Origin of the sequence: Streptomyces sp. NPDC096013, from assembly GCF_044763565.1 — a bacterium.
GTDB lineage: Bacteria > Actinomycetota > Actinomycetes > Streptomycetales > Streptomycetaceae > Streptomyces.
This window is the reverse complement of the sequence record NZ_JBIWGK010000025.1, coordinates 34350-55251: the sequence shown is the minus strand read 5'-3', so window position 1 is coordinate 55251 and position 20902 is coordinate 34350. Positions and strand designations below refer to the sequence as shown.

Sequence of the window (20902 nt, the reverse complement as noted above, 5' to 3'; positions counted from 1 at the left end):
GACCCGCCCCTCAACGGCCGCGCAGAGCGATGTATTCGTCGGCCAGCTCGTCCGCCATGCGTGCGACGGAGAATCGTTCGGTGACCAGTTTCCTGCCTGCGGCGGCGTAACGGCGCCGGTCGTCGACGGATGTGGTCGCGATGCGCCGCAGACCTCGCACCAGTCCCCCCTGGTCGGACGTGTCGATCAGGAGCCCGTTGACCCGGTCACGGAGGTAGTGCGTGACGCCGCCGCGCCGGGGCCCGGCCACGGGAAGGCCCGCGTCCATCGCCTCCAGTACGGCGAGCCCGAACTCCTCCTTCGCGCTGGGGCACACGTACCACGAGCACGCGTCCGCCGTTCGCTGGGCAAGAGCACGCTGGAGGCGGCGCACCTCGGTGTTCGGGAGAGCGGGCATCAGCGCCAGACGGGCGCTCGCCCGAGGGTGGCCGGCCAGCAGCGCGTCGATGCGGTGGCGGATCCCGGCCTCGGCGGCCGTGCCTGCGCCGGGGCTGCCGCCGACCAGGACAAGGGTGCTGCTGCGGTAACCGCCTGTCTCCAGCCAGGCCCGGACCAGGAGGTCCTGCTGCTTCACCGGGTGAAGCCGACCCACGCACAGCAGCAGCGGCAGGCCGCGGTCCCGCGGGTCCAGGGAGTCGGGGCGCGCTCCGTCCCGGTAGAGCGTGGCGAGCGCCTGGTGCCTGCGGTCGTCCTCGTCGGGCGCGGGCCGGTACGCGGCTATGCCCTCGGGTGGTGCGCTCGGTCCCGCTCCCGCGTTGAGCCGGGCCAGGCCGGGGAAATGGCGGACGAGTTCCTCCGTACCGCCACGTCCGGGGATGCCGACGACCGTGCCGGCACGTGCCACGAGGCGATCGGCCACGAACACCCGGTGCAGATCGTGCCGGAGCTCCTCCCCCGCCGTCGGGTCGGCCGGGTCGCGCGCGGCGTGACGCGCGGCAAGGTCGCGGTGCGGATCGGGGGTGGCCGTGAAGATCAGCGCGGCGCCCAGTCGTTCGGTGGCCTCCGCGAGTGCCAGGCTGCCGTCGTCGGCGTATCTGACATGCAGGACGTCCAGGGGCCGCGCCATCCCGCCGAGCAGGCGGGTCGCCCACCAGGTGAGCGCGGCGCGGTGGTGGTGCATGTCCGGCTGGGGCGGGGGCGTGGGGGCGTCCACGGGCAGCCGCATCACCCAGTGGCCCGGACCTCGTTGGCGGACGAGCTCCGGGTCCTCCGCCAAGTCGTCGTGCTCGGCCGTGACGACCGTGATCACGCCGGCGATCCCGTGGGTCTCGGCGAGCCGATCGCCCAGATCTCCGAGCAGCACCGCCAGTCCTCCGCTCATGCCCTGCCCGGGAGAGTCCAGCCGTCCCAGCAGCATGGACTGGGCGACCACCAAGCCCGACCGTCCGTCCTTGTCCGGCCCGAGCACGGGCACCGGCGGCGTCAGCAGAAGCCGCTCGTAGGCGTCTGAGGCTCGGCTCGGATCGGGCAGGTGGGCCGAGCCTCCTGGGATCTGGTGCAGATACCGCCAGGCGGAATGGCGCACCGCTCGATGGGCGGTGCGCTGCCCGAGCGCGGCGCCCTCGGCCGGAGTGAGAGGGTGCAGCGCGGCAGCCACCGCGAGGTCCAGCAGGCAGCCCACGGCCGGTGCGTCGACCGGGTCGGTGAGTCGCGTGCGCAGCGCCTTCTCCGCGCGCCGGCGGCCATGTCGGCGGACCGCTTGCGGCCACAGCTCGGTGAGGGCGGTAATGAGCCTCGGGCCGCCGTCGCGGTGGGCGAGGAGTGCCTCGGGGGTCGGCGGCGTACCGAGCCGGGCCGCGCGACGCAGCGCCGCCACGGCCGGGTCGTCGCGGGTCGCGCCGCGGCCGTTCCCGGGCGGTACTGCCCGTGGCCCTGTTCCGTATTCGGCGTCCAACAGCCGCGTCAGCTCGTCCGGGACGGGGAGTGGGGCCCGCCCTTCGGTGGAGGGCGCGTGCCCGGTCCGTCCGGAGCCGTCGAAGAACGCGGCGCGGGCGGCCACCAGGGCGTCGCGGTCCCCGTGGCCCGCGTGTGCCGGACGTCCGGGGTCCTGGGGCACCGAGGCGGGTGCGAAGGCGGTGCCGGCCATGGGCTCTCCTGTCTCGGGGACGGCTCTGACCCATGTGGTTCCAGGAGTGCCGGCCCTACGGATGCGCCTCCCCCGGTGATCATCGATACAGGGCACGACCTGGCCGAACGTCGCCTACGATGCGCTCGCCTCGCCCTGACCGGTCGGGGTCGGAAGACGTCTGGCCGAAGGATGCCCATGCCGCGTGTCGTTGTCGTCAGCCCCCCGTTCATGTCCCACGCCCGGCCTTTGTCGGTCCTGGCCGGCGCACTGGGTCCACAAGGGGCGGACGTCCATTTCGCCTGTGCGCCGCCGTTCGAGGACCTGGCCCGGCAGGCAGCGGTGGGCTTCGTGCCGCTGTCCGTGACACGCAACGCCAACACCGGGGTGGCCGAGGCGACGGAGCAGGACGCTCAGGAGGCGGCCCGGCTACGGGAGTTCCTCGACGCCACCAGGGAGGGTGCCGTGTCCGCGCTCCTGGCCCAGGCGCGTCACCGGCGCGCGGACATGCTCGCGGACCCGGACGGCGTGCTCGACGCGCTGCGCTCGATCGACCGGGAGCTGCGTCCCGACTGGTACGTGGTGGACCAGCTCAGCTACCCGGTCACCCTGGCGCTGCACTGCCTGGGTCTGCCCTACGCGAGTTTCTGCCCGGGCCACCCCAGCTACGTGCTCGCAGGCCCCGACGCCTGCTTCGGCGTGCCCTACGACTGGCCCGGCGTGCTGCGACCCGACCCCCGGCGGCTGCGGGAGTTGCGTACCGCAGCGCGGCGGAACGACGAGGCCTTCACCGCCCTCTTCGACGCTTTCGCCCGGCGGCACGCGCCTTCCCGGCCGGCCCCGGGCAGGGCCTTCGCGCTCAGCTCGCCGCACGCGGTCGTCTACGCCTACCCGCCCTTCCCGTGGCTGCCGAAGCCTCCGGAAGGACCGGTGCGCCTGTTCGCCGGGCACATGGCCGCCGACCCGGACCCCCTCGACGCGGGATGGGACGCGTGCCTCCGCCGCCTGCGCGGCCACGGTCGGCGGCTCGTCCTCGTCGCGCTCGGCACGTTCCTGTCCGCGCGTGACGACGTCCTGCGCACCATCGTCACCGGACTGCTGGAGGGAACGCGGGACGTGTCTGTCGTAGTGGCGGCCGGCGAGCGGGCCGCGGCACTGGCCGATCTCGCGGGTGACCGGGTCGAGGTGGCGCGCTCGGTACCGCAGCGTGCGCTGCTCGACCACGTGGACGCCATGGTGCATCACGGCGGCAGCAATTCCTTCACCGAGTGCCTGCGGGCGGGCGTACCCGCGGTGGTACTGCCGTTCTCCAGCGACCAGTTCTCCGTGGCGCGGGACGTGGAGCGCTCGGGCGCCGGTGTGGTGCTCGACCCGAACAGCCTGTCGCCGGCCGACGTCCCGGCAGCTCTGGAAGCCGTGTGGGCCACCGTGGAGCCACGTGTCTCCGGTCTGGCCGAGTCGGTGGGACGGCGCGGTCCCCGATGGGCGGCGGGTGAACTGCTGGCGGCCATGGGCGCTCGGGCCTCGCGGACCTGATCCGGCTGTCGTCGCGCCGCCGCGGGCCCCATGACAGGTCAGCTCGGCGCCGGGCCGGAGCCGAGCACGGGCACAGGTGGCCCGAACCGCACCGGAACGCCAGGAGCGTACAGAACGCTGACGGGCTCCCCCTGCGGTTTCGACAGACCCGCGGCCGGGATCAGGCCGTCCTCCCACCCCAGTAGGGCGCACTCACGGAAGGACCATGCGGGGTGTGCGTTGGGCAGGTAGTAGGTACGGCCAAGGAATCGCTCGTGCAGTCCCCACCGCTGGGTGAGGAACTCCTCCAGCGGACCGGCCGCCACGGGCCTGTCCCCCACGTCGATCCACACCCGTGCCCCCGGGCTGCCGCCACCGTGCCGCGTCGTGCTGTAGAGCAACCGGCTGTCGAACCACTTGCCGCTGATGCGGGACCATCGATAGGGCAGGCCGAAAGCCCATCGCGCCGTCAGCACCGGCAACAGGCGGTCGCAGTCCAGGGAGCGGAACACGACACCGCGCCGACCCGCGGCATCACGGCTGTACAGGCGGACGTTGACCTCGCCGAAGCTCCCCAGATAGGGCAGCGCCGGCGTCCGGCCGAACGCGAGGTCGTCCATGCGGAAGAAGACCAGGCCGACATACGCCCGTCCCTGGTGAAGGTCGGGCACGGTGCCGGCGGGCAGCAGCCGGGCCACCTCGAACGGATCGGCTGCCCAGTGCAGGAACACCAGGTCCCGCCAGCTCTGCCGGAAGAGCACGCGCCGCACCGGACGGGGAGCCAACGGTGTCAGCGCTTCCACGGGCCGGGGCCGGTGGACCGAAGGGCCGGGGCCGGGGCCGGGGCGTCTTCTCTCCATGGCCGCCCTACCGCACCACTTCGAGCGCCCCATCGGCGCCGGGCATCATCGTCGCCCCCGAGGACATGGCCTCCACACGGCGAGTGCTCGACCACACGGCGAGTGCTCGACCGATCTCGCCGGTGGCGCCGGGAAAGAGGATCCGTGCGCCTCGTAGGTCCATGCCTCGCCTCCCTGATCCACCGCCGTTCTGGTGCTACGTGTCTGGTTCGCCGGTCGGCCGTCCGTCGGATGCAGCGGGCGGGACGCGAGGGCGCAGGTCAGCGGGGCGCCAGGAAGACCTGCCACGAAGACCTGCCACGGAGATCCGACGACCGGTGCGACTTGGGTTGACGGATTTCGAACGATCGCGCACAGATGCATCCGTCGGCTGCGGCAGCACAGAAAGGAAGATGCCGGGACCAGCGTGCGTTCAGGCGGCCGGATGTCGAGAGCGGAGGCAGTTGTGATCGAAGTCGAGCGTGTCATGACACTGGACCATCCGTTGCCCGACGTGGTGGGCTTCCTCGCGGACTTCGCGAACGCTGAGCTGTGGGATCCGGGAACCATCACCTGCGACCGGATCGGGACCGGCGGTCCGGCGGTGGGAGCCGAGTGGCACAACGTCTCCGAGTTCCGGGGCCGTCGTACCGAACTGCGCTACCGGTTGGACCGTTTCGACGCCGATCACCTGACCTTCGTAGGACACAACAAGACCGCCACGTCGACGGACGACATGCGATTCGGGGAACGTGACGGCCGGACACGGCTGACCTACCGGGCGCGCGTCGAGTTCCACGGAGTGGCCCGGCTGGCCACTCCCCTTCTCAAGCGCGAGTTCGAGCGACTCGGGGACGAGGTGTGCGTGCGGCTACCCCAGGCGGTGGACCGTGCCCTGCGCGTTCCGCCCTCGGGCGGGGGGCATCCCCAGTGACCAGCGACATGGACGTGACCGAGACGGACGCGGTGGTGCCGCCGGAGGCCGGGGTGAGTACCGGTTCCCTCGCGAGACGGGTGGGCGTGTCGCCCACCACCCTCCGTTCCTGGGACCGCCGCTACGGCCTCGGACCCGCGACCAGGGCGGAGGGACGCCACCGCAGATGGTCCACCGACGATGTCGCCATGGTCCTGGAGATGTGCCGCCTGACGGCCGCCGGCATCCCGCCGGGCGAGGCGGCGAAGGTGGCCAAGGGCCACAAGACAGGGCGCGACGCCGGGAACGGAGTCGCCTCCTCCGCCACCGCCGGGCTCCCGGAGCCTGTCCCCACTCCGCCGGAGACCGGCTCCCCGTCCCCGTACGCCTCACGGTCCGGCAGCGGCCTGCCGCTGGGAAATGTGCGGCAGGAGTGCAAGGGACTCGCCCGCGCGGCCGTACGGCTGGACGGCGCGGCCGTGCAGGAACAGCTCAACTCGGCGGTGCGCAGGCACGGACTGGTCGTGACGTGGGAGGAGATCCTGGCTCCGGCGCTCCAGGCGGTGGGGCGCAAGTGGCAGTCCGCGGGCGAGCGCTATGTGGAGGTGGAGCACCTGCTGTCCTGGCACATCTCCGCGACCCTCCGTCACCTCTACGTGAGTGCGGTGGCCACGCAGAAGGCGCCGCACTCAGCGCCCGTGATTCTGGCCTGTCTGCCCGGCGAGCAGCACACCCTGCCGCTGGAGGCACTCACGGCCGTTCTCGCGGAGCGGGGTGTCGCCACCCTGATGCTCGGTGGGGCCGTCCCGGCGGAGGCTCTGGTGGCCGCGGTGCAGCGGGTCGGTCCCAGTGCCGTGGTTCTGTGGTCACAGTCCACGTCTACGGCGAGTCTCCCGCTGGCCCACCTTGTGGCCGCCACCCGCTGGGGCGTCCGCGGGGCGCGCACGCAGAGCCGGGTGCTGCTCACGGGCCCCGGCTGGCGGCGGGCGCAGCACTCCGGTCTGCTGCGCCCGCAGGGGCTGCATGAAGCCCTGCTCATGCTCGATGGAGAACACCTCATGTCGTCGCCCACCCCCTGACCTACTTGGTCGTCGGCCGCCCCCTGACCCGCTGGCTGACCGCCCCCGGGAGCGGTCCTGTACACGGCACGACCCGGCCGGTAACTCGTCCCCATCCCGCGCGGCGGGGACGACGAACCGGCCGGGTCTCTCACGCCGTCAGCTCTCGCGCTGTGTGTTCGCCGCGGGAAGCACCGGGCTCGCACTCGCGCCGCCCGTGGACAGCGCCGGCTTCTCCTCCTGGGCCCGGCGTCGGACGGCGAGGGATTCGCGGGCGGCCTCACGGGCGTGCCGACGGCGCCAGTACGGATTGTCGTGCGGCAGCTTGCTCGATACGCGCCCGTACATGCCGAACGTCAGAATGATCAGCCCCATGACGAAGCTGAACAGGACGTTGGTCATCCCGAAGTCCAGGATGTTGGCCGACCGGTCCAGGATGAAGATGTGGACGAACCCGCTCAGCAGGAAGAGCGTGCCGACCACCATGTTGAGTGTCGAGGCGAAGTTCCCGCCGACTACGCCGCCGGCGATGAGCGCGAGGCCCACGACGACGGAGATCGCGCTCAGCAGGCCGTTGGTCGACATGCCTGCGATGTGGTGCCCGTGGGTGTCGAACGGGCTGAGCTCATCGGCGAATCCGAGGACGCCGAAGACAAGCAGGGTGAGTCCGCAGAGTGCGGCGCCGTACCGGTAGACCGTGGTCAGGTGATGGTCCACTGGCAGCTCGTCGCTCAGTTTCATGGCGAATCCTTTCCGATGCGCGAACGCGTCGCGGGCTTCCGTGGAGCAGCCTCCGAGCCGACCACGCAAAGGGCTATTCGTGGCAAAACGGCCATACGGTTGCGCTCCTTCGGAATTTCGACCGGACGGCGCATCGGCCGCGTCGCACCGCGGATCGGAACGCAGCGAGCCGGCCCCGGACCTGCCCCGGACCGGCCCCACGAGCCGGACTCCGCGCGTCACGACCGCCGCAGACTCACCGTGCCCGTCGCCACGGTCCGGTCGACGGCGGTCATGGCGAAATGTGCTCCCAGGTGATCCGAGACGACGGCGACGGTCGCTCCCAGGACCGGTACCGCCGACCGGATGTCCACACGCAGCCCCGCCACGGCGCGAGACGTCATGCCGGACGAGAGCAGGACGGCCTGCCGTCCGGCCTCCAGTACGGCCAATGTGGTCAGAAAGCTCGGTCGGCCCGGCAGGAGAACGGGATGGGCCGGGTCACGCGGAACGACCACCAAGCGGCCCTGTGGTCCACGGGCGAGCAGCACGTCCGCGTCGGCGACCGCGCCCACCGCAGCCGCACTGGGATGAAGCAGCCCGAACCCCGGCGCCGCGACGGAAGGCTCCTCCTCGTCCGGTACGGGCGGCGCGCAGATCATCGTGCAGGTCGCGAACACCTGCCCCGCGTGGAGGTACTCGGCCGTGACGCGGAACGACGCCAACGCACCGGCACACGCTACGAGGTCGCTCAGCGTGACCCGGACCCGCACATGGGTGACGCTACCGCTCTCCGACGGCTGTAGACCCGGATGCAGTCCCAGGCTCACAGTCACCGCCTCGAACTGCTGGTTTCCGGCGGCGCGGAGATGCCCGCGCTGGACGGCCGCGGCGATCTGCCGGGTGGACTCAACGACGATCAGGGGGTGATGTTCCACGACATTGACGCGCTCGTTCAGCGGATGCATCCGCGGCCACTGACACCGCGCCTCGAAGAAACGGTCTCCCTGCCGGGACAGTGAGACGACCAGCATGGAGGCCACCGTCTCCAGGCCCAACCCGTGCCAGGTCAGCTCACCATCCACACCCTCGACACCCTCCGCGCCCGTCGCCCACCCGGTATCGGGCACTTCGGAGGATCTCCCTCCGAAGACAGGCGCCTCGCGCACCGCACCGTCAGGCATGGACCCTCCTCACTCCGCCGGCAGGTCCTCTTCGCCCGCACCGCACTGGGTCTTCGCACCGATACGCGCCGACGGATGCACGACCACGCCGCATACATAACGAATCATCCCGTTGGGGGTTTTTTCAGACACAAGTCGCCGCTGAACCCGGGGCTCCGCATCGCCGGATGCGACACGCCTTCGCGACGGGGGTCCGGTATCAAACACACGCGGTGCACAAGACAGGTGCCCGGCATGGCAACACGCCGTATGGGTCGTCGAGAAGCCACCGCCTGCGCGGTCCCGAGTCGTCCGCGTGAACGCGGCGGACGCTCGGCCGGGATTGACCGGTGGGCGGACATCTCGGCGGTGGGACGCGGTCATGGTGGGTGCCGGTCTGGTCTGTGTGCTGTCGCCCGCCGGATCTTGCGCGGCAAGACTGTCAAGGCGCTCCTCGCCCGGCGACGCCGCCGCTGAAACAGCCGACCGGCGGGCAAAGGTAGCTATCTCCACGTCGCCCGGATTCTCCAGGGCCCCGTGGGAATCCCTGAAATGGGCGGGATGCACCGGGTCACACGGACCCGTCGTAGAGGAACGCAGCGTGGGCCCGGCCAGCTTCCACCGGCCGGGCCCACTGCTGTTCAGAGGTCGACTCGTACCTGTTGCGTCGGTCAGACAGACACGGGAGTGCCGAGCGTCGCTGAAGCGTGCCGGAGCGGCTCGTGGATACCTACTCCTCACCCGCCAGGACCGCCGCGACTTCAGCGCCCACGAAGTCGTCCGCGCCATGGCCAAGCTCGGCTTCACCTGCCGCGCCCTCCCCCGAGGCGGGACTCGAGAAGGGGAGAACGGGCCGACCTAAGGCGGATCAGCGGGAGAGCGCGAGGACGCCTCGGGCGCCGCTTTGTCCGTCGGCCGCCGGCAGGGCACCGAGCCGACGGGAGCGCATCGCGTGCATGGCTTCGGCCATCGTCATCACGGGCGACGTGAAGGAGCGGTAGTCACCGAGGATGTCGCGCAGGCGGACGCGGTCCGTGTAGGCGGAGCTGTCGCGCACAGCGGCGAGTTCGGTCCGGGTGACCAGGCCGGTGCACTGGCCGTCCTGATCGCAGACGACCAGCCGGTCCGTGCGGGCGGCGGCCATGACGGACAGCGCCACCTCGACGCTCATGTCGTCCCAGACCTGCGGTCCGTCCGCATCCACGACGTCGGTCACCGTCGTGGGCAAGGGGCCGGCGTTCACCGGGTGGAGCTGCATCTGAACCAGCGTCAAAAGGTGCCTCCTGCAGAGATGGGTCAGCGTCCTGATCACGAAGGCTCTACACCGCCGTATCGAAGGCGGTCCGACGTGCGGGCGCGCGGCGGGGAGTCGAAGAAGAGCGGCGCCGGCCCCGGGAGGTGGCGCCGCGCTTGGGGCGTTCGGTCACCGGTGCGGTGATGACGACCGGGATGCCGGACGGGGCCTGGGCGCCGGTGATCCGGTGCAGGACTTCGTCACCCGAGCGGATCTGGGTGGTCTGCGGCCGGATCCCGGCGTCCGTCATGAGGCGGACCATGCCGCGACGCTGGCTGGGTGTGACCAGGGTGACGACGCGGACGGACTCACCGGCACGGGCGGTACGGCCACCGCGGTGGAGGTAGTCCTTGTGGTCGGTCGGCGGGTCGACGTTGACGACGAGGTCGAGGTTGTCGACGTGGATGCCCCGCGCCGCCACGTTGGTCGCCACCAGCACGCTGACGTGGCCCGTCTTGAACTGCGCCAGTGTGCGCGTGCGCTGCGGCTGCGACTTGCCGCCGTGCAGCGCGGCGGCCCGTACCCCGCTGTTGAGCAGGTCCTGGGTCAGCCGGTCGACGGCGTGCTTGGTGTCCAGGAACATGATCACCCGGCCCTCGCGGGCGGCGATCTCGGTCGTGGCGGCGTGCTTGTCGGCGCCGTGGACGTGCAGGATGTGGTGCTCCATCGTCGTGACCGCACCGGCCGACGGGTCGACCGAATGCACGACCGGGTCGGTCAGGTAGCGGCGCACCAGCAGGTCGACGTTACGGTCCAAGGTGGCGGAGAACAGCATCCTCTGCCCCTCCGGACGCACCTGGTCGAGCAGCGCGGTGACCTGCGGCATGAACCCCATGTCGGCCATCTGGTCGGCCTCGTCCAGCACCGTGATGCCCACCTGGTTCAGACGGCAGTCACCGCGGTCGATGAGATCCTTGAGCCGGCCCGGGGTCGCGACGACGATCTCCGCACCGCCTCGCAGCGCGGCAGCCTGCCGGCCGATCGACATCCCGCCCACCACGGTGGCCAGCCGCAACCTGACCGAGCGGGCGTACGGAGTGAGCGCGTCGGTCACCTGCTGCGCCAGCTCACGCGTCGGTACAAGGATCAGCCCCAGCGGCTGGCGGGGCTCAGCACGCTGTCCGGCCATGCGGGCCAGCAGGGCAAGGCCGAAGGCGAGGGTCTTGCCGGAACCGGTGCGCCCACGGCCCAGGACGTCACGGCCCGCCAGCGTGTTCGGCAGCGTCGCACCCTGGATCGGGAACGGCGCACTCACACCCTGCCTGCCGAGTTCCGCCAGCAACTGCTCGGGCATGTCGAGATCGGCGAAACTCTCGACGGCGGGCAGCGCCGGGGTGATCGTCTCGGGGAGCGCGAACTCCCCCTGCACCGCGGCGGGCCGACGGCCGTAACCACCGGACCGGACAGGCCCGCCGGAACGGCGCGGCGTCGGAGAGCCGAAGCGGCTGCCATCCTTCCCGGCGCCAGCGCCGGCGCTGCCGTTACGGGTGCGGGCAAAGCGGTCGTTCGTACGTGTGCGGTTCATGCGGAACCTTCCTCGATGTGGCACATATCAAGGAATTCCCACAGTGTTGAGCACGGAGAACCACAAGTATGGGCCGATGGTAAAAGAAAGCAGATCTGGTCCACGGAAATTCACGCAGACACGGGCGCTAAAATTGGTGACGCGACAGGGGCGCAGAATGCGTGCGTCTACTTCTGTGCGTTTTTTCGGGATGCGCCGGAATCCCTGATGATGGGCCGCATATGATGCGGCCGCGGACGCCTTCGCGACGTCCGGCAGGTGGAGCCGCTACGGGAAACACATAGCTGGGGCCCGCACCCCGAAGGATGCGGGCCCCAGCTACAAAGTGCGCGTCAGCGTCAGGCCGGAACGATGTTCTCAGCCGTCGGGCCCTTCTGGCCCTGCGCGATGTCGAAGGTCACCTTCTGGCCCTCCAGCAGCTCGCGGAAACCCTGGGCGGCGATGTTCGAGTAGTGGGCGAACACGTCAGCGCCGCCACCATCCTGCTCGATGAAGCCGAAGCCCTTTTCCGCATTGAACCACTTCACGGTACCAGCAGCCATGTCATATCTCCTTCGGGGCAGTACATCGGAATCCGCACTGCACGGACACCGCGTCGCCGCAATGATTGCCCCTCCGGGAAAAGACCGGAAATACAAAAGCACTCTCCCCGACCGAAGTCGAGCGGGAGCACTTGAAGTCTCGGGAACCAAAACTGCAACTGAGATGAACCGTAGCATGCCTCCACTGCCCGCGTACGTCAAACAATTCGACTCCGCCCAATGCGGCAAAAACTCTCGCCGTATGGACCGTCAAACTCTGATCCCGCAAACACAGGTATTGACTCGCCCGCAGCGCAGCGTTCCGGAAAAACGGAGCCGTCAGGCGACCAGGGTCCGCCTGAGCACCGGAACGTACGCGGCCTTCCACAGGACCGAATTCAACAGGTCGCGCCCCCACGGCTCCGACGTTCTCGCGGTCGGTCCAAAGCCGCCGGTTCGAGCCTGATACCCCGAGTCGGCGGAGGTGGGCCATTCGTGGCGGGCGGCGGGTACGCCTGAGCACGGCGTCCGGTGATCCTTGAGTGTTGAGTTGACTGACCAGCACAACGGAAGACCATGCCTGGCGTGTCGTCATCGCCCGGTCCCAACGGGCCGGGGCAACTCGCGGGCCGTGATCCGGCCTGCCCGGACGAACCACCCGACCTGCCGGCGCGGCTATCCCGCGTGCTCGCCCCGCGCCACCGCCAGGGCCAGGGCCACCGTCACCCGGTGCCGTACGTCCTGGCCGTCGCGATCTGCTGCCGGCTCGCCTCTCGTGTGGCCTCCCCCACCGCCGATCAGGAGAGACACCCGCCGGCCCGTCCGATGCGGCCAGCGGTCGCGGTGGACGGCAAGTCCCTGCGCGGCGCGATTCGCACCGACGGCCGCCGCGTCGCGACGCGAGGCCCCGCAGACGCCGGGGTGATGCTTTGGGCAGGTGCCCGGGAACCGTTAGACGGCGTCGATGTCTCCGACGAATCGGAGGATGGCCTTCGCCAACTTGTCGGGGGCCTCCATCGCGGCGTAGTGACCGACGCCGTCGAGTGACACCGAGCGTATGTCGGTTGCCGCGACCTGGGACATGGTGTCGGCGGTGAAGGGGCCTCCGCCCGCGCCGACCGCGAGTACGGGTACGGTCAGGCCGTGCGTGTCGGCGAGAGCCTTGATTTCGGGGCCCTCCCGCAGCATCGACTGGTAGAGGCCGACCGCTCCGCGCCACCCGTCGGGGCGCGAGTAGGTGCGGACGAACTCCTCGATGTCGGCGTCGGTGATCGCTCCCGGGGTCGCGCTCATGGCGGGGAATGCGAACTGTCCCAGGAACTCGCGCTCCCGGCCGACCAGCAGCATCTGCGGGATGCCGGGCGCGGCGAGGACGCCGATGTGCCAGGCGCCGCCGTGGGCGGGGTCGGCCAGCATTTCGAGGCCGAACCCGGGCAGGCCCATCTCGATCGCGGTGAGACTGAGTACGTCCTGCGGGTGGGTGCTCGCCACGCGGAAGACGGTTGCCCCGCTGATGTCCTGCCCGGTGAGGTGGACCGGGCCGACGCCAAGATGGTCGATGAGGAGGTGCAGATCCTCGGCCGAGGTCTTGCTGTCGTACTCGCCCGGCCCGTTGCCGGAGTCGCCGAAGCCGCGCAGGTCAACGGCGAAGACTCGGTGAGTCTCCGCGAGGAGCGGGATGAGCTTGTGGAATGTCCACCAGGTCTCGGGAAATCCGTGGACCAGGAGGACGGGGGAGCCGGTGCTTCCCGCCGCTACGTAATGCAGCTGGGTTCCGTTGACCTCTGCTCGGTGGTGCGTGATCCCCGAGAGTGCGGGACCACCCTTTGGCGCGGCGTTCATGAGTCACTCCCCCAATTCGACAACCTTGTTGTCCATGACGTTAGACAACGAGGTTGTCGTTGTCCAGGCCCGTGGCCGTGCGTAGTCTTCTTCCATGTCACGATCCGGCGCTGATCTCGCACTGCTCCTGCTCGGAGGCTTCCGCTCACTGGTGGACGCCGCGACCGCCGAACTGGCCCGCCGCGGCTACGAGGATGTGCGTCCCGTCCACGACTTCGCCATGCGGGCCGTCGCCGCCGGCGCGGACAATGCTTCAGAACTGGGCCGGCGTTTGTCGGTCTCCAAGCAGGCAGCGGCGAAAACCATCGCGGTACTGCAGGAGCGCGGATACGTGGCACGCGACGCGGACCCTCTCGACGCTCGCCGCAAACGCCTTCAGGTCACCGCACTCGGCTTCGAAGTACTACGACAAGGCGAATCGATCTTCGACGAGTTGCGCGACCAATGGGAGCGGCAGATCGGTTCCGCCGAACTCGCGAGCCTGGAGACGCACCTGGCGGCGCTGGTCGGCGCCCAGCCCGTACGCCTGGATGCACCGGGCTGGATTGCACAGGACCTCGGCAGCAACTCTGTCTAGCGCTCCTCCCGCCCGTGGTGACTCAGTCCCTCGCGATGTGGTGAGGGGTCGCTGAGGCGGCTTGGCGGCGCCCTCCGGGCGTCGAGGGTGCACTTGCCGACCGGCGTTGCCGGTCACCGCGGCGGTTCCACAAGACCCGCCTGGTAGGCGAAAGCGACGAGTTGTGCCCGATCGCGGGCGTCCGTCTTGGTTTTGGCCCGCTGGACGTGAGTGCGGACGGTCAGGGGGCTGAGGAACAGCGCGGAGGCTATCTCGTCGTTGGATCTGCCCTCCGCCACCAGGGCCACCACCTCGCGCTCTCGCGGGGTGAGGCTGCCGAACCGCTCGGGATCGGGGGCGCCGTCGCTGGGGGCTGCTGTGGCGAGGAAGCGCGTGATCAGCGACCGGGTGGCCAGCGGTGACAGCAGGGCGTCGCCGGAAGCGACCGTGCGGATGCCGTCGAGGAAGGCCTCGGCGGTGGTGTTCTTTCCGAGGAAGCCGCTCGCACCCAGGCGCAGCGCCTGGGCGACGTGCTCGTCGGTCTGGAACGTGGTGAGGATGAGCACGCGTGTGGCCTGCAGTTCGGGTTGGGCGCAGATCGCGGCGGTCGCGGCCAGCCCGTCGGTGCTGGGCATACGGATGTCCATGAGGACGACGTCCGGGCGGTGGATGCCGGCGAGCGTAATGGCCTGCTGTCCGTCGTGAGCCTCGTCGACGACTTCCAGGTCGTCACAGGAGTCGATCAGTACCCGGAAGGTTGCTCGCAGCAGGGCCTGGTCGTCGGCAATCAGGACGCGGATCGTCATGGGACCTGCTCTCTGGTCGGACGTTGATGGGGAGTTCGGCCGTGACAGCGAAGCCGCCTTCCGGACGGCGGCCCGCGCGTAGGCGGCCCCCGGCGGACTGAGCGCGCTCGCGCATGCCGATGAGGCCGAAGCCGCCTCCGGTTGCGCGCGGAGGTGTGATCGGGCCGCCGTCATCGCTCACGGTGATCGTCAACTGCTCTTGGGCGTAGGCGAGGTGGACATGTGCGATGTTCACCGCGGCGTGTTTGGCGACGTTGGTCAGGGCCTCCTGCACAATGCGGAAGGCGGTCAGGTCCACCCCGGCCGCCAGGGGGCTCACGGGGCCGTCGACCGTGATGGTGATGTTCAACGCGGCGGCGGCGAAGGCAGCGACCAGGTCAGGCAACCGCTCAAGTCCCGGTGCGGGATGCAACGATTCCTCGGCGTTCTCGGACTGGCGCAACAGACCCACAGTCGCCTCCAGTTCACGTAGCGCTGCTGTGGTGGTGCCGGTCAGTTCGGTGAGGATTCGGCGGGCCTGCGCGGGGCGGGTGGAGAACAGGTGGGCGGCTGTGCCGGCTTGGGCGTTGGCGAGGGCCATATGGTGGGCGACCACGTCGTGCAGTTCCCGGGCGATGCGGATGCGTTCTTCGGTGACGCGGCGTTGTGCTTCCTCGTAGCGGGTGCGTTCGGCGTCCTCGGCGCGTGCGCGGACGGTGTCCAGATAGGCGCGGCGCCCGCGCACTGCCGATCCGTACAAGATGGGCAGCAGAATCCAGAAGGCCAGGCTCACCACCTTGTTCGGCCACGGGTCGCCCTCCGGATCCCGGAGCAGTGCGGTGGGCAGGAGGATGACGGCAACCACGAGGCAGTGCGTACGGACGGTTCGCTGTGAGGCCTGCAGAGTCAGTTCGTACAGCGCGACGATGACCGGGAGCAGCAGGAGGGGGCCGAAGGTGCTGCCCCGGGCGCCCGCGACGGCCGTAGCGAGGGTGGTGAGGACGACGACGGTGCCCGGACGGCGGCGGCGTGCCAGCAGGCTTGTACAGGCGATGGCTGCAAGCGCGAAGCCGGGCCACCACATGGTGTCGGTGCCGTCGGTCCGGCGGTACTGGTTACTGCTGGCGGCGTAGATCAGCAGGAGGAAGGCCGCTTCGACGAGGCGAGGGAACCGGTCGGCGTGCCGTCGCAGCTGGATGACCATGGGCTCTCTCCACGTCGTGCCGTCACCGGCGCCTTGAGGAAGTGGGCGGAGTTCGCGGACCGATCCGGGCCGCTCGCGGGCTGGTGCGGGCGAGCGGCCCGGTCAGCGCGTGCGTCAGACAACCCTCATGGGCGTCTCACGATCGTGGTTGTCGACCGAGTCACGCGGTATGTGGGCCTCCTTGGTGAGGGCTTCGCCCTCGATGTCGACGCGGGGCAGCAGCCGGTCCAGCCACGTCGGCAGCCACCAAGCGCGCTTGCCGAGGAGCGCCAGGACCGCGGGCACGAATGCCATACGGACGACGAAGGCGTCGAAGAAGACGGCGCTGGCCAGCCCGAAGCCGACCATCTTGACCATGGATTCGCCGCCCGTCATGAACCCGCCGAACACCGCCATCATGATCAACGCCGCTGCCCCTACGACGTGGGCGCTGTGCCGGAATCCGGTGACGACGGCCTGACGGGGCTGCTCTCCGTGGATGTGCGCCTCGCGGATCCGGGAGACCAGGAAGACCTGATAGTCCATGGCGAGGCCGAAGACGATACCCACCAGGAAGATGGGCATGGTGCTCATGATCGGACCGGTCTCGTCGACGCCGAAGAAGCCGGCCCCGTGGCCCTGCTGGAAGACCGTGACGATCGCGCCGAGGGCCGCGCCGACCGACAGCAAGAAGCCGAACGCGGCCTTGAGCGGCACCAGGATCGAACGGAAGACCAGCATCAGGAGGAGAAAGGCGAGACCGACGACGACCGCGAGATAGGGAACGAGGGCGTCCTGCATCTTCTGGCCCACGTCGATATTCAGGGCGGTGGTGCCGGTGACCTTGAAGTCGGCGCCGGTGGCCGACTCCACCGCGCCGCGCTCGCCGCGGATGGTGTGCACCAGATCCTGTGTCTGCCGGCTGGTGGGCGCGGTCGACGGTACGGCGGAGATCACTGCCGTGTCCTTCGCCTCGTTGAAGCGTGCCGGTGAGACGGAGACGATCCCCTTGGTGCCGGCGAGCTGTGCGGAGACCGCTGTCACGGCCGCCTCCGGATCATCGGCCGTCCTGGCGTCGACGACCACGGTCAGGGGGCCGTTGAAGCCCGGTCCGAAGCCCTCGGCGAGCGCGTCGTAGGCGCGGCGCTCCGTGGTCGAGGTCGACTTGGCCTCGTCGCCGGGCATGCCCATCCGCAGGTCCAGCGACGGCACCGCGAGCGCCCCGAGGCCGATCACCGACAGGAGCAGTACCGGCAGCGGCCGGCGCACCACGAACTGCGCCCAGCGAACACCCCGGGCCGCTTTCGTATGTGTGCCGGCCGTCCTGGTCCGGGTGATGCGGTTGAAGAACCTTGTGGGGGTGCGGCGTCCGCCCTTGCGGTCCCGGCGAGAGAGCACCGCGTTGGGCCAGAAGCCCAGGAGCGCCGGTACTGCGGTCAGGGCGACCAGGACTCCGACCAGGACTGCGCCCGCCGAGCCGATACCCATCTTGGTGAGCATCGGGACGCCGACCACGGAGAGGCCCAGCAGAGCGATGACGACGGTGAGCCCGGCGAAGACGACCGCGCTCCCGGCCGTGCCTGCGGCCAGGGCGGCCGCCTCCTGCGGCTGGTGTCCGTTGGCCCGCTCTTCCCGGTAGCGGGAGACCACGAACAGGGAGTAGTCGATGCCGACGGCGAGGCCGAGCATCATCGCCAGTTCACCGACCGTCGAGGAAAATCCGAAGGCGCTGCTCACGGCGGTGATCCCGGCCAGGCTGACACAGACGCCGAGGATGGCGGTGAGCAGTGGCAAGCCGGCGGCAGCGAGTGAACCGAAGGTGATCAGCAGCACCACCGCGGCGACGAGAACGCCGAGTGCCTCTCCCAGGCCCTGCCCTGCGTCGGTCTCCAGCGCGGAGCCGCCGACCTCGACGGTCAGGCCCGCGTCACGGGCCTGGTCCACTGCCTCGGTCAGGGCCGTTTTGCTGGCGTCGGTGAGATCGTCACTCTCGACCTTGTAGGTGACGGTGGCGTACGCCGTCGACTTGTCCTTGCTGACCGCGTCCGTGTCGAAGGGGCTGGTCGCGCCGGCGACCTGTGGCCCGTCGGCCACCGCGGCAACGAGTTTGTCGATGGTCGAGCGATAGGTGACGGCGGTGACGTGCTGACCGTGTTCCGCGACGAACACGATGCGGGCCTGCGCGCCGTCCGCTTCGGCTCCCGGGAACCGGTTGTTGATCAGGTCGAACGCCTGCTGGGACTCGATGCCGGGCATGGAAGACGAGTCGTCCGGTGCCTCGGATGCGCTGGAGGCTCCGAGGAACAAGGCGGCCAGCACCACCACCCAGGCCAGCACCACTGTGCGCCGCCTCCGGAAGGCCCATTGGCCCACCCGATGCAAGAAAGTCGCCATGAAAGGACATCTCCAAATCTGGATATCGGGAACGTCTCTCACCCTCGCGGTCCGGCCTTTCCATGTCGTCAGCCGTATCGACAGTCCCCTGTACTGAAAAACAAGTAGGACTCGGCGGGTGTGTCATCTCCCGCTGGTAGTCGCCCTGCCGCGAAGGGCAGGAGGCACGCGAACAGAACGGCGGCACACCTGGGTGGAGCACGCCGTCGGTTGTTCTCGGGAATCGAATACGCGTCGGTTACGGCCGACTGTCCGCAACTGTCGGCCGAGGGGTTATCGGGCGTTCCTCAGGAATTGCTGACGGAGTTGCCGGGATGCAACGGCAGCAGGACGCGGAACGTGGTGCCCTCCCCTGGCCCGGAGCGGACCTCGACACGGCCGCGGTGAGCGGTTACCAGGGAGCGGACGATGGACAGTCCGAGACCGGCACCGCCGGTCTGTGTGCGGCCGCGCGCGGTGTCGGCGCGGTAGAAGCGGTCGAAGATGTGCGCGGCCTGCTCGGCCGCGATTCCCGGCCCCTGATCGCTCAGTTCAAGAACTGCCTGGTCCTCCAGCGTGCCGACCCCGATGCGTACCGGCGTGCCGGGCGGGGTGTGGGCGATGGCGTTGCCGACGAGATTGGAGGTGACCTGTCGCAGTCGGGACTCGTCCCCCAGGACGGGGGCGCCGCCGGGCGAACCGCCGCCCGGGCCGGTCAGGGTGATGGGACGTTCGGGGGCCAGAGCCCGCAGGTCGTGCAGGGCGTCGGCGGCCAGCGTGCGCAGGTCCATGGGAGTAAGACGAAGGGTCAACTGCTCATCAGCCGTGGCATCTTCGTCGAGCCTGGCAAGCAGCAGCAGGTCCTCGACAATGCGGACGAGGCGGGCTGCTTCGCGTTCGATACGGCTCATGGCGACATCGACATCGGCGCGCTGGGGCATGCCGCCCATCCGGTACAGCTCGGTGAAGCCTTTGATCCCGAACAGCGGGGTGCGCAGTTCGTGGCTGGCGTCCGCGATGAAGGTGCGCATGCGCCCGTTGGTGGCCGCGCGGGCGGCGTCGCCGGCTTCGATGCGGTCCAGCATGCCGTTGAGCACGGCGGACAGCCGACCCAGTTCGGTGAGGGTCGTGGCCGGCTGCGGGACACGGCTGGACAGATCCCCACCCGCGATGGCCGCTGCCGTCGTCTCGATGCGCCGCAGCGGCCGCAGGCCGGCCCGCACCGCGAACCAGGCGATGACGCCCAAGCAGACGAGCACCAGGGAGTCGATCAGCAGCATCCACACGCCCAGGTGCCGGATCGTCGTATGGACCGGAGCCAGAGAACCGGCCACGACGACGCTGCCGTCCTCATCGTGGCCGGGGGCCAACGGGGCGGCGATGACACGCCATTCATCGCTGTCGCCCTTGCCCGGGACCTGGAAGGAGCGCTGGTCGCGGCCCGCGACCGCTGCGGTGTCGAGGACCGGAAGCCGTGGGACGCCACGGCTGGCCGGGCGCAGCGTATGGCGCAGCTGCCCGTCAGCATCGAGGTAGGCGACGTAGACGTCACCCGTCAGGTCGCGCTCCGCCGCGTCGCGCATCTCCGGTGCCGGCTCGCCGGGCACGCCCTCCCCATTCGACAGCTGTGCCGCCGTCGTTGCAGCGGCGCGCAGCCTGTCGTCCAGCTGACGTACCAGTTGCCGTTCCAGCAGCGTGACGAGGAGGGCGTTGCTGGCCAGCAGGGCGGCGACGACCAGGAGCAGGGTGAGGGCCACGACCCGACCGCGCAGCGACAGACGGCTGATGGCCCCGCGCAGGGCAGCCGAACTCATGCGCGGGGCCTGCGCAGGACGTAGCCGGTGCCGCGCACCGTGTGGATCAGCTTCGGCTCCCCCGTGTCGATCTTGCGGCGCAGGTAGCTGATGTAGGAAGCGACGATGGAATCGTCACCGTCGAAGTCGTAGTGCCAGACCTGGTCCAGGAGTTGGTTCCTGGACAGGACCTGCCCCGCGTTTTCCATCAGCACGCGCAGCAGGCTGAACTCGGTCGGAGACAGTTGCACCGGCTCACCGTCCCGGGTCACCTGGTGGCTGTCGGGATCGAGTTCCAGATCGTCGACGACCAGGAGTCCATCCGGCCGCCGGCCGCTGGTGCGGCGCAGTACGGCCTGGATGCGCAGGATGAGTTCCTCGAGATTGAAGGGCTTGGTGACGTAGTCGTCCCCGCCGGCCCGCAGACCGCTGATGCGGTCCTCGGCCGCGTCCCGGGCGGTCAGGAAGAGGATCGGCGGATGCCCGCCGCCGGGACCGGAGGGGTGCTCGCGCAGGCGGCGCGCGACCTCGAAGCCATCGAAGTCGGGCAGCATCACGTCCAGGACAATCAGATCGGGGCGCTTGTCGCGGACCGCTTCCAGTGCCTGGCCACCCGCCTCGGCGGGAATCACTTCGAAGCCGGCCAGCTTCAGGCTGGCGGACAGCAGCTCACGCAGCGTGGGCTCGTCCTCCACCAGTAGCAGTCGTTGTGTCGTCGTCATGGCACCCGTCCCCGGCTGATGATCCTCAGTCTTCA

The 20902-nt window shown here is 69.9% G+C and carries 18 protein-coding genes; 4 read left to right on the top strand and 14 right to left on the bottom strand.

Annotated elements, in window-relative coordinates:
* Positions 1-10: 10 nt before the first annotated feature.
* Positions 11-2086: a glycosyltransferase family 4 protein gene (locus tag ACIRB1_RS44005; RefSeq protein ID WP_403469605.1), complete on the bottom strand. Its 2076-nt coding sequence runs from the start codon at positions 2084-2086 to the stop codon at positions 11-13.
* A 177-nt stretch (positions 2087-2263) separates the two neighbouring features.
* Between ACIRB1_RS44005 and ACIRB1_RS44000 the strand changes: the two genes are divergently transcribed.
* Complete coding sequence (locus ACIRB1_RS44000; RefSeq protein WP_403469604.1) at positions 2264-3601, top strand: glycosyltransferase; 1338 nt, start codon at positions 2264-2266, stop codon at positions 3599-3601.
* Positions 3602-3639: 38 nt separating this feature from the next.
* Here the strand turns inward: ACIRB1_RS44000 and ACIRB1_RS43995 are convergent, their stop codons facing one another.
* Both ACIRB1_RS43995 and ACIRB1_RS43990 read right to left on the bottom strand, forming a co-directional pair.
* Positions 3640-4341 (bottom strand): YqjF family protein, encoded by a 702-nt coding sequence (locus ACIRB1_RS43995; RefSeq protein WP_403469603.1) that lies wholly within the window; start codon positions 4339-4341, stop codon positions 3640-3642.
* Positions 4342-4447: 106 nt separating this feature from the next.
* Positions 4448-4603, bottom strand: a complete 156-nt coding sequence (locus ACIRB1_RS43990; RefSeq protein ID WP_403469602.1) for a hypothetical protein — start codon at positions 4601-4603, stop codon at positions 4448-4450.
* A 282-nt stretch (positions 4604-4885) separates the two neighbouring features.
* On the opposite strand from ACIRB1_RS43990, the gene ACIRB1_RS43985 reads away from it, so the two are divergent.
* Together ACIRB1_RS43985 and ACIRB1_RS43980 are read left to right on the top strand one after the other, a co-directional pair.
* A complete protein-coding gene (locus tag ACIRB1_RS43985) occupies positions 4886-5353 on the top strand; it encodes an SRPBCC family protein (protein ID WP_403469601.1) in 468 nt (155 codons plus the stop codon).
* Between the two features lie 8 nt (positions 5354-5361).
* Positions 5362-6411, top strand: a complete 1050-nt coding sequence (locus tag ACIRB1_RS43980; protein WP_403469652.1) for a MerR family transcriptional regulator — start codon at positions 5362-5364, stop codon at positions 6409-6411.
* A 138-nt stretch (positions 6412-6549) separates the two neighbouring features.
* Here ACIRB1_RS43980 and ACIRB1_RS43975 read toward each other — a convergent pair whose 3' ends face one another.
* The 6 genes from ACIRB1_RS43975 to ACIRB1_RS43950 form a co-directional block, all read right to left on the bottom strand.
* On the bottom strand, positions 6550-7131 hold the full coding sequence (locus ACIRB1_RS43975) for a DUF4383 domain-containing protein (RefSeq protein WP_403469600.1): 582 nt from the start codon (positions 7129-7131) through the stop codon (positions 6550-6552).
* 218 nt (positions 7132-7349) lie between these two features.
* The gene (locus ACIRB1_RS43970) at positions 7350-8240 is read right to left on the bottom strand and encodes an AfsA-related hotdog domain-containing protein (protein WP_403469599.1); all 891 of its coding nucleotides are present in this window, start codon (positions 8238-8240) and stop codon (positions 7350-7352) included.
* 901 nt (positions 8241-9141) lie between these two features.
* On the bottom strand, positions 9142-9546 hold the full coding sequence (locus ACIRB1_RS43965; protein WP_403469598.1) for a CBS domain-containing protein: 405 nt from the start codon (positions 9544-9546) through the stop codon (positions 9142-9144).
* Between the two features lie 46 nt (positions 9547-9592).
* Positions 9593-11092, bottom strand: a complete 1500-nt coding sequence (locus ACIRB1_RS43960; protein WP_403469597.1) for a DEAD/DEAH box helicase — start codon at positions 11090-11092, stop codon at positions 9593-9595.
* Between the two features lie 338 nt (positions 11093-11430).
* Positions 11431-11634: a cold-shock protein gene (locus ACIRB1_RS43955; protein ID WP_023586116.1), complete on the bottom strand. Its 204-nt coding sequence runs from the start codon at positions 11632-11634 to the stop codon at positions 11431-11433.
* A gap of 930 nt (positions 11635-12564) precedes the next feature.
* Positions 12565-13455, bottom strand: a complete 891-nt coding sequence (locus tag ACIRB1_RS43950; RefSeq protein ID WP_403469596.1) for an alpha/beta fold hydrolase — start codon at positions 13453-13455, stop codon at positions 12565-12567.
* 94 nt (positions 13456-13549) lie between these two features.
* Here ACIRB1_RS43950 and ACIRB1_RS43945 point away from each other — a divergent pair, with 94 nt between their 5' ends.
* Positions 13550-14032 (top strand): MarR family winged helix-turn-helix transcriptional regulator, encoded by a 483-nt coding sequence (locus ACIRB1_RS43945; protein ID WP_403469595.1) that lies wholly within the window; start codon positions 13550-13552, stop codon positions 14030-14032.
* 113 nt (positions 14033-14145) lie between these two features.
* On the opposite strand, the gene ACIRB1_RS43940 is transcribed toward ACIRB1_RS43945, so the two are convergent.
* The 5 genes from ACIRB1_RS43940 to ACIRB1_RS43920 all read right to left on the bottom strand — a co-directional run bounded on the left by ACIRB1_RS43940 (position 14146) and on the right by ACIRB1_RS43920 (position 20867).
* Positions 14146-14817, bottom strand: a complete 672-nt coding sequence (locus tag ACIRB1_RS43940) for a response regulator (protein WP_403469594.1) — start codon at positions 14815-14817, stop codon at positions 14146-14148.
* Positions 14741-16000, bottom strand: coding sequence for a sensor histidine kinase (locus ACIRB1_RS43935; RefSeq protein ID WP_403469593.1), 1260 nt, complete (start codon positions 15998-16000; stop codon positions 14741-14743). The genes ACIRB1_RS43940 and ACIRB1_RS43935 overlap by 77 nt, the downstream gene beginning before the upstream one ends.
* Before the next feature lie 114 nt (positions 16001-16114).
* Entirely contained in the window at positions 16115-18373 is a 2259-nt protein-coding gene (locus ACIRB1_RS43930) for an MMPL family transporter (RefSeq protein ID WP_403469592.1), read from the bottom strand.
* Positions 18374-18660: 287 nt separating this feature from the next.
* Positions 18661-20166 carry an ATP-binding protein gene (locus ACIRB1_RS43925; protein WP_403469591.1) on the bottom strand — a complete coding sequence of 502 codons (1506 nt, stop codon included), beginning with the start codon at positions 20164-20166 and terminating at the stop codon, positions 18661-18663.
* Entirely contained in the window at positions 20163-20867 is a 705-nt protein-coding gene (locus ACIRB1_RS43920) for a response regulator transcription factor (protein WP_403469590.1), read from the bottom strand. The genes ACIRB1_RS43925 and ACIRB1_RS43920 overlap by 4 nt, the downstream gene beginning before the upstream one ends.
* Positions 20868-20902: the final 35 nt, after the last annotated feature.

What these genes read in the sequence shown, in the direction of transcription:
- ACIRB1_RS43935 (WP_403469593.1), bottom strand. Translation starts at nt 16,000, where the DNA reads ATGGTCATCCAGCTGCGACGGCACGCCGACCGGTTCCCTCGCCTCGTC.
- ACIRB1_RS43925 (WP_403469591.1), bottom strand. Translation starts at nt 20,166, where the DNA reads ATGAGTTCGGCTGCCCTGCGCGGGGCCATCAGCCGTCTGTCGCTGCGC.
- ACIRB1_RS43955 (WP_023586116.1), bottom strand. Translation starts at nt 11,634, where the DNA reads ATGGCTGCTGGTACCGTGAAGTGGTTCAATGCGGAAAAGGGCTTCGGC.
- ACIRB1_RS43960 (WP_403469597.1), bottom strand. Translation starts at nt 11,092, where the DNA reads ATGAACCGCACACGTACGAACGACCGCTTTGCCCGCACCCGTAACGGC.
- ACIRB1_RS43950 (WP_403469596.1), bottom strand. Translation starts at nt 13,455, where the DNA reads ATGAACGCCGCGCCAAAGGGTGGTCCCGCACTCTCGGGGATCACGCAC.
- ACIRB1_RS44000 (WP_403469604.1), top strand. Translation starts at nt 2,264, where the DNA reads ATGCCGCGTGTCGTTGTCGTCAGCCCCCCGTTCATGTCCCACGCCCGG.
- ACIRB1_RS43940 (WP_403469594.1), bottom strand. Translation starts at nt 14,817, where the DNA reads ATGACGATCCGCGTCCTGATTGCCGACGACCAGGCCCTGCTGCGAGCA.
- ACIRB1_RS43990 (WP_403469602.1), bottom strand. Translation starts at nt 4,603, where the DNA reads ATGGACCTACGAGGCGCACGGATCCTCTTTCCCGGCGCCACCGGCGAG.
- ACIRB1_RS43920 (WP_403469590.1), bottom strand. Translation starts at nt 20,867, where the DNA reads ATGACGACGACACAACGACTGCTACTGGTGGAGGACGAGCCCACGCTG.
- ACIRB1_RS43975 (WP_403469600.1), bottom strand. Translation starts at nt 7,131, where the DNA reads ATGAAACTGAGCGACGAGCTGCCAGTGGACCATCACCTGACCACGGTC.
- ACIRB1_RS43930 (WP_403469592.1), bottom strand. Translation starts at nt 18,373, where the DNA reads ATGGCGACTTTCTTGCATCGGGTGGGCCAATGGGCCTTCCGGAGGCGG.
- ACIRB1_RS44005 (WP_403469605.1), bottom strand. Translation starts at nt 2,086, where the DNA reads ATGGCCGGCACCGCCTTCGCACCCGCCTCGGTGCCCCAGGACCCCGGA.
- ACIRB1_RS43945 (WP_403469595.1), top strand. Translation starts at nt 13,550, where the DNA reads ATGTCACGATCCGGCGCTGATCTCGCACTGCTCCTGCTCGGAGGCTTC.
- ACIRB1_RS43980 (WP_403469652.1), top strand. Translation starts at nt 5,362, where the DNA reads ATGGACGTGACCGAGACGGACGCGGTGGTGCCGCCGGAGGCCGGGGTG.